This window comes from Micromonospora sp. DT31, from assembly GCF_049841795.1.
Classification (GTDB): domain Bacteria; phylum Actinomycetota; class Actinomycetes; order Mycobacteriales; family Micromonosporaceae; genus Micromonospora.
In genome coordinates this window covers 1-17036 of record NZ_JBNCKZ010000035.1, presented here as the reverse complement: position 1 = coordinate 17036, position 17036 = coordinate 1, and the positions used below count along the sequence as shown (strand labels likewise).

At 65.5% G+C, this 17036-nt stretch carries 9 protein-coding genes; 8 read left to right on the top strand and 1 reads right to left on the bottom strand.

What is annotated here, in order from left to right; all coding sequences use genetic code 11:
- Window positions 1-92: 92 nt before the first annotated feature.
- From ACLQ2X_RS27855 to ACLQ2X_RS27820, 8 genes are all read left to right on the top strand, one after another.
- Window positions 93-2396 (top strand): hypothetical protein, encoded by a 2304-nt coding sequence (locus tag ACLQ2X_RS27855; protein ID WP_425684050.1) that lies wholly within the window; start codon window positions 93-95, stop codon window positions 2394-2396.
- A 3-nt stretch (window positions 2397-2399) separates the two neighbouring features.
- Window positions 2400-3593, top strand: coding sequence for a hypothetical protein (locus ACLQ2X_RS27850; RefSeq protein WP_425684049.1), 1194 nt, complete (start codon window positions 2400-2402; stop codon window positions 3591-3593).
- Window positions 3594-4983: 1390 nt separating this feature from the next.
- Window positions 4984-10869 carry an RHS repeat-associated core domain-containing protein gene (locus ACLQ2X_RS27845; RefSeq protein ID WP_425684048.1) on the top strand — a complete coding sequence of 1962 codons (5886 nt, stop codon included), beginning with the start codon at window positions 4984-4986 and terminating at the stop codon, window positions 10867-10869.
- A gap of 314 nt (window positions 10870-11183) precedes the next feature.
- Entirely contained in the window at window positions 11184-11477 is a 294-nt protein-coding gene (locus ACLQ2X_RS27840; RefSeq protein WP_425684047.1) for a hypothetical protein, read from the top strand.
- Between the two features lie 79 nt (window positions 11478-11556).
- Window positions 11557-11958: a hypothetical protein gene (locus tag ACLQ2X_RS27835; RefSeq protein ID WP_425684046.1), complete on the top strand. Its 402-nt coding sequence runs from the start codon at window positions 11557-11559 to the stop codon at window positions 11956-11958.
- A gap of 915 nt (window positions 11959-12873) precedes the next feature.
- The gene (locus ACLQ2X_RS27830) at window positions 12874-14403 is read left to right on the top strand and encodes a tetratricopeptide repeat protein (protein WP_425684045.1); all 1530 of its coding nucleotides are present in this window, start codon (window positions 12874-12876) and stop codon (window positions 14401-14403) included.
- Window positions 14404-14499: 96 nt separating this feature from the next.
- Window positions 14500-15495 carry a hypothetical protein gene (locus ACLQ2X_RS27825; RefSeq protein ID WP_064447306.1) on the top strand — a complete coding sequence of 332 codons (996 nt, stop codon included), beginning with the start codon at window positions 14500-14502 and terminating at the stop codon, window positions 15493-15495.
- 81 nt (window positions 15496-15576) lie between these two features.
- Window positions 15577-15834: a hypothetical protein gene (locus ACLQ2X_RS27820; RefSeq protein WP_231915550.1), complete on the top strand. Its 258-nt coding sequence runs from the start codon at window positions 15577-15579 to the stop codon at window positions 15832-15834.
- Between the two features lie 151 nt (window positions 15835-15985).
- Here ACLQ2X_RS27820 and ACLQ2X_RS27815 read toward each other — a convergent pair whose 3' ends face one another.
- On the bottom strand, window positions 15986-16309 hold the full coding sequence (locus tag ACLQ2X_RS27815; RefSeq protein ID WP_064447308.1) for a pentapeptide repeat-containing protein: 324 nt from the start codon (window positions 16307-16309) through the stop codon (window positions 15986-15988).
- Between the last annotated feature and the right edge of the window lie 727 nt (window positions 16310-17036).

The following is a 17036-nucleotide window of genomic DNA, read 5'->3' as shown; positions in this document are numbered from 1 at the left end:
AGCCGAACCACCTATCGCCACCCCTGCACCAGCCGGCAGCAGGTAACCACCGCTCCATCAAAGCGGGGGGAACTCAGCTTCAGCTTCGGAACTTGAGCAGCCCGGGCCGCGACACCAGCGGTACCGTGCTGCTAGTCGACGAGGCGGTGGTTGGTTGGCTGGCCTCCCGGGAGGAGCCAGACTTCCGACTCACCCAGCGGATCACGCTGCCATTCAGCTCGATCAACCCATACACGCCCTTCGCCGGCGGTGACGTACCTGACGAGGTCTTCGTCGGACGTGACCGTGAAAGGGCAGAGGTGGAGTCGCCCACCGGCTCAATGTTTGTCTACGGTGGCCGGCAGCTGGGCAAGTCGGCACTGCTGCGCCGGGTAGAGAAACTCTTCACCGAAACCACCGGCCGAGCGTCCACCGGCCGCCGAGTGGCCCTCTACCTTGACCTCAAGTCGGAAGGTATCGGCGAGTCACACGAGCCCAAAGAGCTCTGGGCCCTACTCAACCGCCACCTCAAGGCGCTGGAGGTGCTGCCGACCGGGATGGCTGCCAACGCTGGCCCCCAGATCGTTGCCGATGGCATTAAACGTTGGCTGGACAAGCACGAGGCCAACCAACTGCTGTTGCTGCTGGACGAGGCCGACCTATTCCTGACCGCCGACTTCGCCCCAAAGGACTCCGACTCCGGGGCCCGCTTCCAGACCCTCCAGCGGTTGAAGAACTTGATGGAGTCCTCCGGCCGCCGATTCAAGCCAGTGTTCGCCGGTCTGCACCAGGTGCAACGGTTCCACGACTCGGCCAATACCCCGGTGGCGCACGGCGGCACTGACATCCTTATCGGACCGCTGCGCGCGGCCGAGGTGCGCAAGCTGGTCGCGGAGCCGCTGCGGGCGATCGGGTACGAGTTCGAGCGCAACGAGCTCGTCTGGCGGGTCGCCGCGTTCACCAACTATCAGGCCAGCCTGGTGCAGATCTTCTGTGAGGCTCTGGTTAACCACCTGCGCGAACGCCCGCTGTCGTCGTCCGGCGGCCGAGTAACTATCACCAGCGAAGACATCGACGCGGTGTACACCAACCGAGACGTCCGCAACCTGATCGAGCAACGCTTCCGTTGGACCATCAACCTGGACAACCGGTACCGGGTCATCGCCATCGTGGTCGCGCTGCTCAGCAACGAGTCGCCGGCCGGTGCCCGGTTCAACCCCGAGGACCTGCGCGAGTACTGCGAAACATACTGGCCGGAAGCATTCTCCAGCGACGTCCTCACTCGGAAGGAATTCATCCGCTATCTCGACGAGATGGTCGGGCTGGGGGTGCTGCGCCGCAGCGGCGAGTCGTACGGCATGCGCTCGCCGAACGTTGCCCCCATGCTGGGTACGCAGAGCGCACTCGACCAAGAGCTGCGCGAGGCATCCACGCATTTCGAGCTGCCCTACGAGTACAACCCCACCATGAGCCGCGCGGCGATGACGAACGCTACCCGTGGGTCTGGTCCGCGGCGCTCACCGCTGACCGACGCAGACATCGCCGACCTGATCGGTGAGCGTAACCACGACAGCGGAAGCACCTCGCGCGCCGTGCGTACGGGCACCCGGTACTCCACCGCCCTGGTGATCGGTTCGCCCGCCCTAGGCATCGACCGGGTGGTGGAGGCCCTCACCATGAGTGCCGCATCGCGGGACCACCTGAACTTCGAGAGGGTGACACTTGCAGAGGTACCGCGGCACCTCTCTGGCAGCAGCCGAGGACGGCATCGCTTCCTTCTGGTGGAGTGTCCACCGGGACGGCGCCAACAGTTCGAGGCAGAGTACGCGCGGGCGCTCCGGGCGGTCGCCGCGCTACGCACTGTCCGTGCCGTCATGGTCGTGAACTCGGCCGACTACACGCTTCCGTTAGAGGACCCCGAGGTCTCGGGTGATGTGCTGCGACTGAACTTGCGTCGCTGGTCGGCCGAGGGCTTGCGGGCCTGGCATGACTTCCCTTTCGACAACCCGCAGGAGCGGCGCCGACTACACGAGTTGACGTCCGGCTGGCCGGGCCTCGTTGAGAACGCCGTCTTCTTAGTTTCGAAGGGGCGATCAACCGAGGACGTATTGGACAGCCTCACTGTCCCCTTCAGCGCTGCCCAGCGCGCTGCGACGTTCCTGTCCGACGCCGGCCTCACCGAGCACCTCGACGAGGCAATGCTGTGGGCCCAGTACTGCGCCACCATCGACCCAGTCACCCATCGAATCACCGTGGAGCCGGTGACCCACGGCGACCTGGAGGCTATCTGGAACAAGGACGCCGACCGCTTGCTAAACCGCATGCTCGACCTGGACATCGCCGAGCAGGACGCCGAAGGCAAGGGCTGGCTGCTAGATCGGATCGTCGCAGCCGCTCTGCTCAGCTGCGCCACGTAACCGATGGACGACGACATCTGGCGACTGCCCGGACCCTCACGCCTGGTCGCCGAAACCGTGCGGGAAGTGAACCGAGGCCGCCATACCGCAGTGGTCCTTCCGGCAGTCCTCGGCGATGACAAGGATTTCGTGTCGGGGCTGACCAGTTCCCTGACCACCGCGCTGTGGGCGGCCAACGAGGATCCGCGACGGGTTACCACGGACGAGGAGGACAGCGAACCGCTGGCCTGGCTGGCCCAGGCCCTGGATGTCAACGAGAGCCCGCTCAGCACGTCCCAGTTACTTGACCATGGCGAGGCTGCGGGTAAGACGGCCGTCCTCGACTGCACCCCGCTACACCCTAAGCTCCGCCACGAGGTTGCTGCCACCGTCACCCGTCTGGTGACCGAGTCTAGGCCTCGTCCTGCAGACTACCGACCGCGCCTACTGCTGATCTGTACCCGCGACGCTCTACCGCGTCTCGGTGCCGATCACACCGACGTGACGTTCGAGCCTCTCTGGTGGTGGGGACGCCTGACTAGGTGGGACGTCGCGGCGCAGATCCAGCAGACGATCGAGGCACGGTCCGAGCCTGGTGTCCTGCGAGACGTACGCCTGGAGACGCTGATCGAGGTCTGCCGGTGGGACATACGTCTGGCCACTGCTCTTGCCGACGGCTGGGACGGGGACCCCGACTTGCTGCCAGCACTGATCGACGAGGCCGCTGCGCCGGCCGCCGCGAAATGCCCGCCCGCTCGGCTAGCGCGCAACTCCGGGCGACGACCCACCGGTGACCTGGTCGATTACTGGGATAACGGCGCCGTAGACCTCTGGCACGACGAGTGCGTGCCAGCCGTCCGGTCAGCCACCGACCGGGCGAAGGCAGTCCGGCACGCCATCTGGGCTGCTCAGGCCCGAGTCTTGCTGCCCTGGATCGAGACGCGCCGCCAGGCGGTCGCTGCGGACCTGCTCCGGGCACGCGGGAAGATGGCGGTGCACTCCGTGATCGGCGGCGCGTCCGACGTACTTGAAGTGGGTCCGCTCTTCGTGGCGGTAAAAGCCCTGTCCGGCCGGAACCGGCCCGCGTTGCGAGATGCGGTGTACCTGCTGTGGCAGGCGCGGAACAAGCTTGCCCACTTGCAAGCCCTGACAACGAATGAGCAGCGTGATCTTGTCACCGCGTTCGCGGGCCTAAATCTGGAACCTGGCCGAGGATGAGTTCGCGGGGACGATGTCTCCTGTCGACCGCGCCGGTTCACCTGAAAACTCCCTGTCGGGGCGGAACCGCGCCCGCATCTGGATCGAACCAGCGGGCGACCCAACCATGTCGACAACCAGGTTGCACAGACGAGGAAAGACCTCCGTCAGGAAGCCCATCGGCATGGCGCAGATCATCACCATTATCGACAGCCGTCACAAGATCAGCGAAAGGCAGGCCCGGTCCATGTGCAGCCGCGATCGGGGGAGCGGGTTGGGAGCAGTCGAGTGCGCTGAACGGCGTTGAACTGAGTTCAACAGCACCGAACGGAGCCCAACGGCATAGGCCCCGACCTGCGGTCTTGCGTTTTCGCAGGTCAGAGGCGGTGTGGCGTCCTGCTTCACACAACTGCACTCAACGGCAGCGAACAGCAGTCAACGGCACTCAATATCGCCTGGTGGGGGAGTGTCCGCAGGTCAGGCCGGTAAAGGGCTTGTGGCGGCTCGTACCTTACATATGGGTGCAGATTGGGTGCAGGTTGTCGAAGTGGTCACCGCACCCGAAGTGCTCACCCATGCCGGGAAGAGCGGATGGGCTTCACCTGCGGCGATGTGGGCAAGCGCCTGGCGTGACCACCCAGAGAACACCGAAGTGGTCATCTCCGGTTGCTCCCCGCCTGCCTGCTGTCGGCTTCTTCGTCCTGGGCTCGCTGACGCCAGTCGCCGGGACGATCCTGCATCGACGTGCGGCTCTAGATCCGCGACAGCGGAGTTGGTAGGGATTCCGGCAGTTGAGACTCGAATCCCACTGGCAGCCATCTGACCAGGGCTTCCTGGGCGGTGACCTCTTTGGCGCGCCCGAGGGTCAGGTGCGGCCCGCATTTCGTCCCTGCGGGCACGCTGCGTGGCTGTGGAGGCCGGTTGATGGAGATAGATGATCGTTCGTGCCAACCATCTGTGATCTTCTATTGACTGTTGGTTGGTGGGTGGCTACGTTTCGCTCACTCTTGATCGTGTGGGGACGGGGGCGGTCGTGGACCAAGAGGTTCGTTCGTCGCGGGTTATTGCGGCGACCCGGTGGTTGCTGTGTCGGGGCGCGGTGGCTGTGTCGGTGTTGCTGGCGGTGACGCTGTTGCCGTTCGTGCCGGCGTACGCTGCGCCTTCTCGCGGCGGTGCGGCGGCGAAGGATCGCTCGGTTCCGGTCTCGCGAGTGGCTCCGCGCAAGCCGGCGGTGTCGCAGTCCAGCAAGCAGCAGTGGAAGTCTTCGCCGGGACGTGCTGCATCCGGTGGATCAGCGAACCTGGATGTTGCGTCTGCGGCGTCGACCGCGGGGCGCCGGCGGTCTGAGGTCGGAGGGCTGCCCGTCTCTGTGACGGCGGATGGATCTGGGCCCGCTCCGCGCGGTGTGCACGTGCAGGTGTTCGATCAGGGCCAGGCGCGTAAGGCGGGGGCGTCGGCGTTAGTGCGTGTCGCTGCCCGCGACACGACCGACGCCGCGGGCCGGACTCGGGTAGAGATCGACTATTCGGGGCTGACGGGGCTCTACGGCGCGGCGTGGGCTTCACGGGGTTTGCGCCTGGTGTCGTTGCAGGGCTGCCTGACGGATACGGCCGGGGAGCTGTCGTGCCGGATGGCGGCACCGTTGCCGACGCGTCACGACAGGGCGGCGCAGGTCGTGTCCGCGGCAGTTGAGGTGCCGGCGCGGAGCGCGTTGGGGCCGGATACGCTGCAGACGCAGCCGCTCGACGGTGCCATGGTGGCCTTGGTAGCGGGGCCGGCGGGGCAGACCGGCACGTTCCTGAAGACGCCGTTGAACGCCTCGGCGAGTTGGTCCGCCGGCAGCCAAGCGGGAGACTTCTCCTGGTCGTACGACATGGAGCTGCCGGAGTCGGCGGGTGGGTTGGACCCGGAGATCGGTCTGAGTTACTCCTCGGGTCGAGTCGACGGGCAGACCAACGGGGAGAACACGCAGACGTCGTGGATCGGCGAGGGCTGGGACTACCACCCCGGTTACATCGAGCGGTCCTACCGGACGTGCAAGGACGATCTGGCGAACTCCCCGGCCTATACCAATGCCACCGGCGACCTGTGCTGGCGCGACTACAACGCCACGTTGGTGTTGAACGGCAAGTCCACCGAACTCGTTCGAGACGACACGACCGAGCTCTGGCGGCTGGCTGACGACGACGGCTCCAAGATCGAATATTTGACGGGTGGGACCAGCACCACCCGGAACTGGAGAAACGAGCGGTGGCGGCTGACCACCCCAGACGGCACCCGCTACACCTTCGGGGCGAACTGGGTCGATGGGCGGGAGACCTTCTCCGTCCAAGGCGTGCCGGTGTTCTCCAACCACACCAGCGACCCCTGCTACAAGACGGGCGGGTTCGCCGGCTCGTGGTGTGACATGGGAACGGCCTACCGGTGGAACCTCGACCTTGTCGAGGACACCAGCGGCAACGTCATGTCGTACTTCTACTCCAAGGAATACAACCGGACCACGCGGGCGGGCAACGCCAGCGCCCTGTCTACCTATGACCGGGCCGCCACGCTGTCGCGGATCGAGTACGGCTCGCGGGGCTTCCCGCAGCCCACGACGGCACCCATGCAGATCGTGTTCTCCACCGCGCCTCGCTGCCTGGGGACCTGCGGCACTGAGACGAGCCCCACGACCGCGAACTGGCCGGAGACGCCGTGGGATCTCAGGTGTTCCACCGCCCCGTGCACCGTGTCTGGTCCGACGTTCTGGACGGCGCGGCGGCTGCAGTTCATCACCGCGCAGGTTCGACGCGGCTCCAGCTATGTCGATGTCGACAAGTGGGAGTTGCTGCACCAGTTCCCCGCTACGGGAGAAGACCCCGCGCTGACCTCGCCGGCTCTGTGGCTGGCACGGATCCGTCGCACCGGCGGAGACGGCACCGCCACCTCCACGCTGCCCGACGTCACGTTCGGGGGCACCCGGTACGCCAACCGCACCGACTACAACGTCGCGGCTGGTGTGCCTGTGACGAACAAGTACCGGGTGACCGCTGTCGGCGACGAGACCGGCGGCGAGGTCCTGGTGACCTACGAGGGTTCCGACTGCACCGTCACGAGTCAGCCGGCTGACCCGGCCCAGAACACCAAGCGTTGCTTCCCGCAGTACTACAGCCCGCCGGACAACGTCGGCGGCTGGTCGTGGTGGAACAAGTACCGCGTCAAGGACGTGACCGAGCGGGACAACGTCGGCGGATCCCCGAACGTCACCACCTCATATGCCTACGCCACCACCGCGACGGTCGGCTCGGTGACCGTGGGGTCGGCGACCAACGTGCTCTGGCACCACAACGACAACGCCTGGGCTGCACCGCTGGAAAAGCGTAGCTGGTCGGAGTTCCGCGGGTGGCCCATCGTCACCGTGACCAAGGGCGCCAGCCCCGAGACCCGTTCCCAGTCCATGTACGTGTACTTCCGAGGCATGTACGGCGACCGCACCGACGCCGGGGAGAACACGCGTGCGGCCACGGTTGTGGCCTCGGACAACTACCCGGTCACGGACTTCAACGCCTACGCCGGCATGCTGCGCGAGCGCATCGACTACGCCACCCCCGGCGGACAGCCCCTGCTGCGGCAGATCTACGGACCGTGGCGTGGCCTGACCGCCAAACGCGTCGAGCCGCCGGCGTATGCGCAGCCGACCACCTTCGAGGCGTTCTACGCCCAGCCGCGGGTCTTCCACACCTACGAGTGGATCGCCGCCACCGGCACCTGGCGCCGCTCCGAGGTGTTTCACCAGTTCGACACCACCTACGGCACCCCCCTGAGCACCACCGACAACGGTGACACCTCGGCAACGGGCGACGAAACCTGCACGACCTACACCTACGCCCGTAACGTCACGCCCGGCTTCTGGCTGACCGAGCTGCCCGCTGAGGAAACCACCACCGACTGCACCGCCAACCCCGCGCCCGCGAACATCCTCGCCGGCACACGCACCTACTACGACGGATCCACCACGCTCGGCGCCGCCCCCACCAAGGGCCTGGAAACCCGCGTCGACGAGTTGGCCTCCTACACCGGCACCACCCCGAACTGGACCACCACCGAAACCATCACCTACGACCTGCACGGCCGGGTGAAGACCAGCAAAGACGCACTCAACTACACCACCAGCTTCGACTACGTGCCCGCCACCGGCAGCCCGGTGACCTCCGTAACCGAAACCAACCCGGCCGGGCACACCACCACCGACACCCTCGACCTGCGTGGTCAGCCCACCTCATCGGTCGACGCGAACACCAAGACCACCACAGCCCAGTACGACCCGCTCGGGCGCCTCATCAAGGTTTGGCAGCCGGGCCGCACCACGTCGCAGACACCGAACACCGAATACGCCTACAGCGTCACCAAGACCGCACCCACCACCGTGCAGACCAAGACGCTCGGCCCCAACGGCAACCAGATCAGCTCCTACGAGATCTACGACGGTCACCTGCGCCTGCGGCAGACCCAGACCACCGCACCCGACGGCAAACGCGTCATCAGCGACACCCGCTACGACACCCGAGGTCTCGAAGCGGCCGAATCGGCGTTCTACAACAACGCCTCCGGACCTGCCGGCACGCTGTATGCCTTCGCGGACGCCGACGTCAGCACACAGCGCCGCTACACCTACGACGGCCTCGAACGCCCCACCGTCGACGCCCTCTGGGCGCAGAACGTCAAGAAATGGGAGACGCTTGCCGCCTACGACGGCAACCGCGTCGACATCACCCCACCATCCGGCGGCACCCCGGTCACCCTGATCAAGGACGCCCAAGGCAACACCACTGCCAAACGCCAATACCAGGGTGCCACGCCCACCGGCGCCTTCGACGAAACTAGCTACGGCTACGACCGTCTCGACCGGCTCACCTCCATCACCGACGCCGTCGACAACACCTGGACACACACCTACGACCGGCTCGACCGCCTCGTAGCCAGCAGCGACCCCGACGCCGGCGACTCGTCCTACAAGTACGACGACGCCGACCGGCTCACCACCACCACCGACGGCCGCGGCGAAGTCCTCTACCGCACCTATGACGCGCTCGGCCGCCCCACTGAGCTGCGCGACGACAACGCCACCGGCAACCTGCGCGCCAGTTGGACCTACGACACCCTCGCCAAGGGCTACCTCACCTCGACCACCCGCCACGACACCTCCGGCGCCTACACCCAACAGGCCACCGGCTACACCGACCTGTACCAGCCCAGCGGCCAGAGCACCCTCATTCCCCCCAGCCAAGGAGCCCTCGCCGGCACCTACACCACCGACTACACCTATTACGCGGACGGCTCACTGGCCACCATCGACCTGCCCGCCAAGGGCGGCCTGCCAGCCGAGACCGTCACCAACACCTACACCGACCAGGGCTACCTCACCAGCGTCACCGGACTCGCCACCTACCTCGCCAGCACCCAGTACTACTGGCACGGCGCCGTCAAACAACAAGTCCTCGGCTCTGGCACCAAACGCGCCCGCTTCACCACCACCATCGACGACGCCACCGGCCGACTCACCACCCTGCTAGCCGAAACCGAAAACCAGACCACGCCCGGCAACTGGGACGAGAAACTCACCGAGCAATACACCCACGATCCGGCCGGCAACATCACCAGCATCGCCGAAACCAACGCCGGCACCGTCGTGGCCAATCAATGCTTCGGCTACGACTACCTCCAACGCCTCACCGAAGCGTGGACCACCACCGCCACCACCTGCCAGAGCACCCCAAGTCAAGCCATCATCGGCGGCGCTGACTCCTACTGGCACAGCTACACCTACGACAAGACCGGCAACCGCACCACCGACACCCGCCACAGCCCCAGCGGCAACACCACGCGCAACTACAGCTACCCCGCAGCAACAAGCAGCCGCCCACACGGTTTGGCCAGCATCACCACCGATGGCGGTGGGCCGACCACGACCTACACCTACGACAACGGCGGCTACCTCAAGACCCGCATATCGACCGGAAAACCCAACCAAACCCTCACCTTCGATGCCGAAGGGAGCCTCACGCAACTCGTTAACGGATCCACCGCACACACCTATCTTTACGACGGCGACGGTAACCGACTGATCGCCGACAACCCGGCTACGGGCAAGACGCTCTACATTGGGGACACCGAGTACCGCCTCAATCACAACACAGGGCAGGTCGCCGGAACCCGCTACTACCCCAACGCCATTCGTACGCCAGCGGGTCTCACCTGGACCGCCGCCAACCATCACGGCACCAACCAACTCGCGATTGACAGCTCCACCCTTGCTACTACTCGCCGACGTCTCACCCCGTTCGGCGAAGACCGAGGAGCGCCCTCCAGCACATGGCCGGATAACAAGGGCTTTGTCGGAGGAACCAGCGACCCCACCGGCTACACCCACCTCGGCGCGCGCGAGTACGACCCGGCCACCGGACGATTTCTCTCCATCGATCCCCTCGTTGAGTACGGCGATCCGCAGACCCTCCACGGGTATGCCTACGGCAACAACAGCCCCATCACCTACTCAGACCCGGACGGGTTAATGAGGACCGCCCGAGATGTCGGGGGAGGCGGCTCCGTCGGTGGCGGAGGCCGTGGGGGTGCCAGCGTCCCCACCTATCGCGGGCCCAACGGCGGCGCCACCAGCGCACGAGCCGCCGCTCGCTACGCCAGGACTCCGCGTATTAACCCTCGTCAAGAGGCCCGCGAAATGCGGGCGATGAAGGATCACATTCGCAAAAACCCCTACAAAAACCGAGTTTCCAAGCCGACTACAAAACGGAAGCCCTCGGGTGGCCACAATGGCGCCAAGGGCAATAGCAAGGGCAGCACCTCACGCAAGGGCGGAGGCACGAGCAAGGGTACCAAGAGTAGTAGGGGCAAGGGCGGCTCCAACAAGGGCAAGAACAAGGGCGGCTCCAGCAAGGGCAAGGGTGACAAGGGTTCTTCCAAGGGCAAAGGCACCCCTCCCGGCCGTACGGGTAAGGACCGGGATGGAGATAGGCAGCGGCCCGAGGCGGAGGCAGCCGCCCGAGAGGGAACGGAACGCGCCGATCGCGTAGCAGAGGGTTTCGGGACCGGGCTGCAGGACATGGGCGACATGGCCACGTATGGCAAGACCCTAGGCGAGGCCGCAACTATCACTTCGAGTTCCAGCAGGGTGCCGAGAAACTATCCAGTATGGACCAGCCCGGACGCTGGTGGCCCGGCCTTCGGTGTCGAGTGGTTGCTCGGTCCTGCCGCCTTGATCGCGGTGGTGTGGAGGATGATTGGCATACTGAGACGATGACGTCGCACCCGACAGGCTCCCGTCGCGTGGACGGTGTGGGCTGGAGCCTTCAAGCGCAGCTCCTGCGGGCTGAGTTGCGCGGTGATGAGCGAGAGTGGCGTCGACTCCTTGACCTGAACAGGCGGGCAGGTGGGCGGTTCGGGGTGATGCCGGCCGCGTTCGCTCTTCTCCTGCATCGTTGGTTTTCAGTTGTCAAGGACCGGCGTGAGGTCACTCGCTGCGTCGGCCGGTACAACGCGGCAGCGCCGGCAGAGCACCGGGTTCCATCTCGAGAAGCGGAGGCAGTGCTCCGGGGCCTCCTGGGAGAGGCGTATTTGATCGACTTGGTCGACGAAAAAGCCGCGGCCCTGATTATGTACTCGATGCTATTTTGGCTGGTGCATGAACTCGGCCTTTCCGAAGAGCAGATAGACGACCTGATAACCGCTGCTGATGAATTGGCCGACAGGCCGGTTCGTGTGTCGGGAAGTGATGCCGAGTCAACCCTCGACCTGCGGGGACTTCTCAATGGGGACGCAATGCGCTGGCGACCCTCGATGAGCCCTCAAGTGCCCGAACAAATAAAAGAAGGCTTGGTTGGTAGGAGACATGATCCGGAGTCGGCGTAAACGTCACCCTAATGAGTCCAGTCCGGAACGTCCTGAGGCGGCTCCCCGAACGTTGATGGGTCGCTTTCTGCTAGCAAGCATGCTTCGCCACAAGAAGGAAAGTGATCACCTCGCCGCAAAGTTCAACGAGTTCAGTTCTCTTGCGTCGGCTCACGTTATGATTGCTTCCTTTGAGATCGCAGTCGGGCATATGTTTGAGCCTGGGGCTGATCTCGAAGAGATCAGCATCTTCGTTTCGGATATGCGTCGTGGTTTCGGCTCGGAGGTTCCCTCCCTTGAAACAGAGGCTCTAATCCGCCATATGCTCGGCGAAGACATTGCAATTGACGACCTATCGGTGAGAACGAAGACGGCCGCCATGATTTTTACGCTGATGGCATGGGCGGACTTCCAGCAGCGTGACGAGGCTAAGGCGACACATCTCGTGCGAGAGGCAGAACAACGTGCGTTCGAGCGAGGGCATCAGCCAGAACTAGCCTAACGGTGCAGGCCGAACTAACTTGACCTTTAGCCGCCGGCGGTCCTATGGGGGAATGGCTACACCTTGGCGAGCCACTGGCCACGCTGAACCTTTCCGACCCGGCCGTACTTTGCAAGTGCGCCGGGGCCCCGCGAGGGGAACCGTGCCCTTTCGATCAGATGGCGGCGGTTCCCCGCCGACATTGGGGAGCAGGTTGGGAGCGGACGGAGGCCCTGAACGGCGTTGAACAGCGTCCAACGGCCCTGAACGGCATCCAACTGCACCCACCGCGACCTGCGAGTTCTCGTTTCCGCAGGTCAGAGTCGGTGCAGCGTCCTGCTTCCCGCGGAGTGCTCCGCCGTTCTACACGGCAGTCGATAACTCTCTATGTTGCCTGGCGATGATGTATGTGCAGGTCGTGGCGGTAAGGGGCTGCCGGATAGCCCGGCCTTTCAAGGGGGAGCAGATTGGGCGCACGCCGGCGAAGAGGTCATTGTGCCCGAAGGGTTCACCGGCTCGGGGCGGGACTGAGGGCGCTGAGCTGCGGTGATGCGGTCGAGCGGTGCGGTGTGACCTCCCAGAGAAGACCGAAGTGGTCAGGGTTCGCTGCTCCCCGTCCTGCTGGTGCCGGCTGCCGCCGGGACCCGCTGACGCCGGTCGAGAAGGCCCTGCCGTATCGACGCATGGCTCTGGTTTCCGCCGTGCTCGCGTCGATGTGATTCCGAGGGCTGAGACTCGTATCCCACCAGCAACGCGCTGACCAGCGCTTCCTGGGCGATGACCTCTTCGGCGTGCCCGAAGTGTCTGCGGCTCGGCATACGGGGGCCGACGGGCTGATCATTTGGGCCTATATTCGCCCTAGTGGAGTCGACGGGTTGGCGTAGATGGCTGCGGCGGGGGACGCGGGTTGACGCTTCGCTGCGCCAGGTCGGGGCGGTGGTCGATGAGGCGGTGGAGCTGTCGCGCGCTGGTCGTTTCGATGATGCGGTCGAGACGGGCCGTCGGGCTGTGGAGATGTTGTCTGGCTTGACAGCGCTGGACCGTGGCACGGTTCTGCCCACTCTCGTCTTGGCATGCACCAACCTGTCCTACTACTTGTCGGACGCTGGCCGGCCGGCGGAGGCGCTGGTGCGTGCGGAGGAGGCGGTCCGGCTGGCCCGGGAGCTTTACGCCATCGACCGCCGGCACGAGGAGCAGCTCGCGGAGGCCCTGGACGCGCTCGCCAGGCGACTTATGAGTTGTGGCCGGGCGCCGGAGGCGCTGGCTGCCGGCCGTGAGGCGTTGGCGTTGATGGACGTATGTCCTGACGTCCTGCTGTCGCGGCTGCTTGAGGCCTACGCGATGGCGTTGGCGGTGACCGGCCAGCACGCCGAGGCGCTGCAGGTCAGCGACCGTGCCCTGCAGTTGCTGCGCAGGCTGGCTGTGGATCAACCGGTCGGCTCGCAGATGCACGACGCCCTGGGCAGGGTCTTGAGCCTGCACGCGAACCGGCTGTTCGAGGCGGGGCGGTGGGAGGAAGCGGTCGACGTCGGCGCCGCGACGGTCACGCATTTCCGTGAGTCGATGACGGGCAGCCAGCCGCAGCGTCTCGTCTACCTGGCGACTGCTCTGAAGAACCAGGCGGTTTGTCTGGCGGGCGTGCGACGGGCGGCGGAGGCTTTGGCGGCGGCCGCGGAGGCGGTCGAACTGAGCCGTCAACTTGTCGCAGCCCAGCCCGAGGTGCATCAGCCGCTGCTCGCCTCGTGTCTGGACACGTACGGCGGGCGGCTCAGCGACATGGACCGGCAGGCGGAGGCTGCGGCCGCGACCGATGAGGCGGTGAAGCTGTATCGCGGACTGGCCGCTGTCGACCGGGAGGCGTACCTGTCGAGGCTGGCCGAGGCGGTGGGCAACCAGGGAGCCGTCACCGAGGATCGACAGGCCAGCCTCGCCCTCACGGCAGAGGCAGTGCAGTTGCGTCGGGAGCTCGTTGCTGACAACCGGACCGGGCACCTGCGGGAGCTGGCGCTGTCGCTGTCGAACCTGGCTAACGGGCTGGCCAAGTCCGGCCGGCTCGACGAGGCCCTGGCCATTGGCGAGGAGACCCTCGAATTGCAGCGTGAGGTCGCGGCGGTCAACCGGCCTGCAATGGTGTCGCGACACGCGGAGATGCTGCGGCGGCAGGCGGTGTGGCTGGACGACGCAGGCCGTACGGTCGAGGCGCTGGCGCTCGGCGAGGAAGCGATCGCGGTCGCTCGCGAGGCCGTCGCCGGCAGCCGAGCCGCCAATCTCAAGATTTTGTCGTATGCGCTGGAGGATCAGGCCGCACGGCTCGAGAAACTGTCCGGTCGGGGATCGCGGCAGGCGCGGCGGCCCGGGGGCACGCCAAGCTTCAGCAAGAAGAAGGCGCGCCGTGCGCGGGTGATGGCGCGGGAGGCGCAGAAGCTGTGGGCGGAGTACCAGCAAGGTGCTTCGGCCTCCGGCTGAGCGACGCCACAGCGTGCGGTGACCCGTGGTGGTTCCGGAGCGGCCGGTCGGTGCGGTCGGGAAGATCCTGTCGGATCCGCTGCCTAGGGTCAGCGCATGTACTTCGTGTGCCGTTGGCGAGAGGATTCTCCATACAGTAAGCGCGTTGTCACCCTGCCTGATGCGACCGTGCTCGACTGGTTTCGGCGCGGCTGGAAGCACGATGACGCGAAGGAGTGGATCGACAGCGAGCTGGGCGGCGACGTGTACGGCTTGGAGTCGATCTTTGAGGCGGCCCGGGAGCGTAACCTGCCGCCGCCGGAGTCGGTGAACGAGCTGCGGCAGCTGCTGACCGAGTACCTGTGGGTGGAGGGCGACGACAAGAGCGACTTCATTCGGCTCGGTGAGCACGCCCTGAGAGTGCGCACCGATGACGACGAGGTGGATCTCGCGTACTACTTCGTCGATGACGACGCGGCGTCTGCCTCACCTGACCGGCTCGCGTTCCTCCTGTATGACACGTGGCCGCTGCCCACCGGCGCGGGTGGGTCGGAGACCGTCTTCCGCCACAGCGTTCCCGTCCGCACCGTCCGGCTCGCCCCGCCTGGCACGGACTGCACCTTCTCGGTCCGCCTGTGCTGGCAGTCGCCTGACCTATACCGGAACCTGGATCTGACCGGTGCCATGCAGTTTCCCGGCGTGAGCCTGCCGGACCTCGCCACCCACCTGGCCGTCGATGGCCCCGACAGCCGCCGATGGCCACACGACGTTCGGCTGCTACGGGCGCTTGTCGCTCCGGGGGAGCACGATGTGGGTCGGGCGTTGGAGCGCTACGCCCAGCTGCCAGGTTACGCCCCGTCACTTGCCAGTCTCGACCGGATGCCTACGCACGAGGCCGTTCACCGGGAGATGGTGGGCATGCTGCAAGCGGATCGTCCCACCGAGTCGCTGATACGGCTGGATACGCACCTCGCACAGGTCGCCCGATACATCGACGACTTCTTCGGGTTCGACCAGTGGTTCCTGTTCGACAATCGGTGGGCAGCAGTCCATCCCGAGCTGGCACGCTCGCTGCTGCGCTACGCCGCCCACTGGGATCCCTACGAAAAATAGCGTTGTGGCGCGGGTCGTCGTGATCATCGACGGGTTGCTGGATGAACTTTTCATGGAGTGCTATGTCTCCGACGACATCTGATGACAGGCGAGGACGCCATATCACTGCTGGCCGCCGACGAACCTGCGAGCATGAATGCGCAGGTACTGGTGCTGGACGACCTGGTCGAGTTCGCCGCGGACTTCATTCTCGACTTCGAACGCGCCTGGCAGGTCGTCGAGGAATTCGTCCGGACGGGCGACCCTGGCCGGCAGGAGGATGGCGCGAGTTGTAGTGACGGCCATGGCGTATGGCTTCCACGCGCTGGCGTCACGGCCAAGCCAGCACGAGATTGCTGAGCCCTTACTCAATCCGATCTAGGTCGTCAAACGCCACCCAACGATGCGCACGGTCCAGCAACAGAGCCAGCTAGCTGGGGTAGCGCGGTTTAGGCGGGTGAACGCGGTGACAGCTCGGTGGCCCAACGTCAACTGGACGTATCCCCGGAATCTAGAGATCGTGCGGCCACCCAATGACGCGTTCAGCGGTGACGCCTCGAAGGTCGGCTCCGTCCCACCGTGCCCCGGTGACGTCTGTGCGTCCGTACTCCGGATCGTGTGTCATGACGTAGCTGAACCGCGCGTAGGACAGGTTGGTGTCGCGCAGGTCGGCGTCCCGCAGGTCGCAGCCGGCAAAGCTGACGCCGCGAAGGGACGCGCCCCGCAGGTCGGCGCCACGGAAGTCACACAACTTGAACGAGTGCCCATCGAGGGTGCGGTGCCGAAGATCGCGATCGACGAACGATTGCCTCGTCGCGCCGGGCGGGGTGCTCACCCGGAAACGGTAGCGTGGTCGCCCATTGCCGAACCAACGGTTTCTGTCCACTCACTTGCGGTGCGTCCCGTTGCGCAGGACCGCCGCTCCGCCCGCACGTAGCGGCGCGCGGGCGTCAAACGGAGCCTGACCATTAGTCGTAGAGCTCAGGCCGCCACAGAGTCTCTTCTCTGCGGTCCGCCTCCGGCGGAGTCTGAAGTATCGGATGATCTCGTAACCGGCGGGGTCGCTGCCTGGTCAGACGGTGCCGCAATCGCTGGATGGTCTCAGGGACGCGGATACAGACCCAAAGCAGGGCCAGTGATGCTGTGAGGGTGAGCAAGCCGATGCATATGAGGCTGCCAAGCGGGCTCATCGGCGGCTCCTCGATGACAGCGGGGCGGAAATCGGTAAGCAGGTACGAGCATGATCGATCGTGCCAGGGCACCGTTGCTCCCGGCACTTGAGACCCGAATCCCACCAGCAGAATCCGGTTCTTCCTCGACGGTGGCCTCTTCGGCGGGCCTGAAGTGGTCAGATGTCGGCGATGAAGACGAGGAGGATTGTGTCTTTGGTGCCGTGTGATCAGCGGGGTAGGTCGTCGGGAACAGGCAGGTCAAGCGCCGCGAGGAACCGTGCTGTCTTGACCTCCACGAAGATCTCGGCGTCGTCTAACGACCTCGTGCATGGTTGCAGATCCTTGAGCATTGATGATCGTTGTTCGCGTCATGGTGGGTGCTGCGATCTT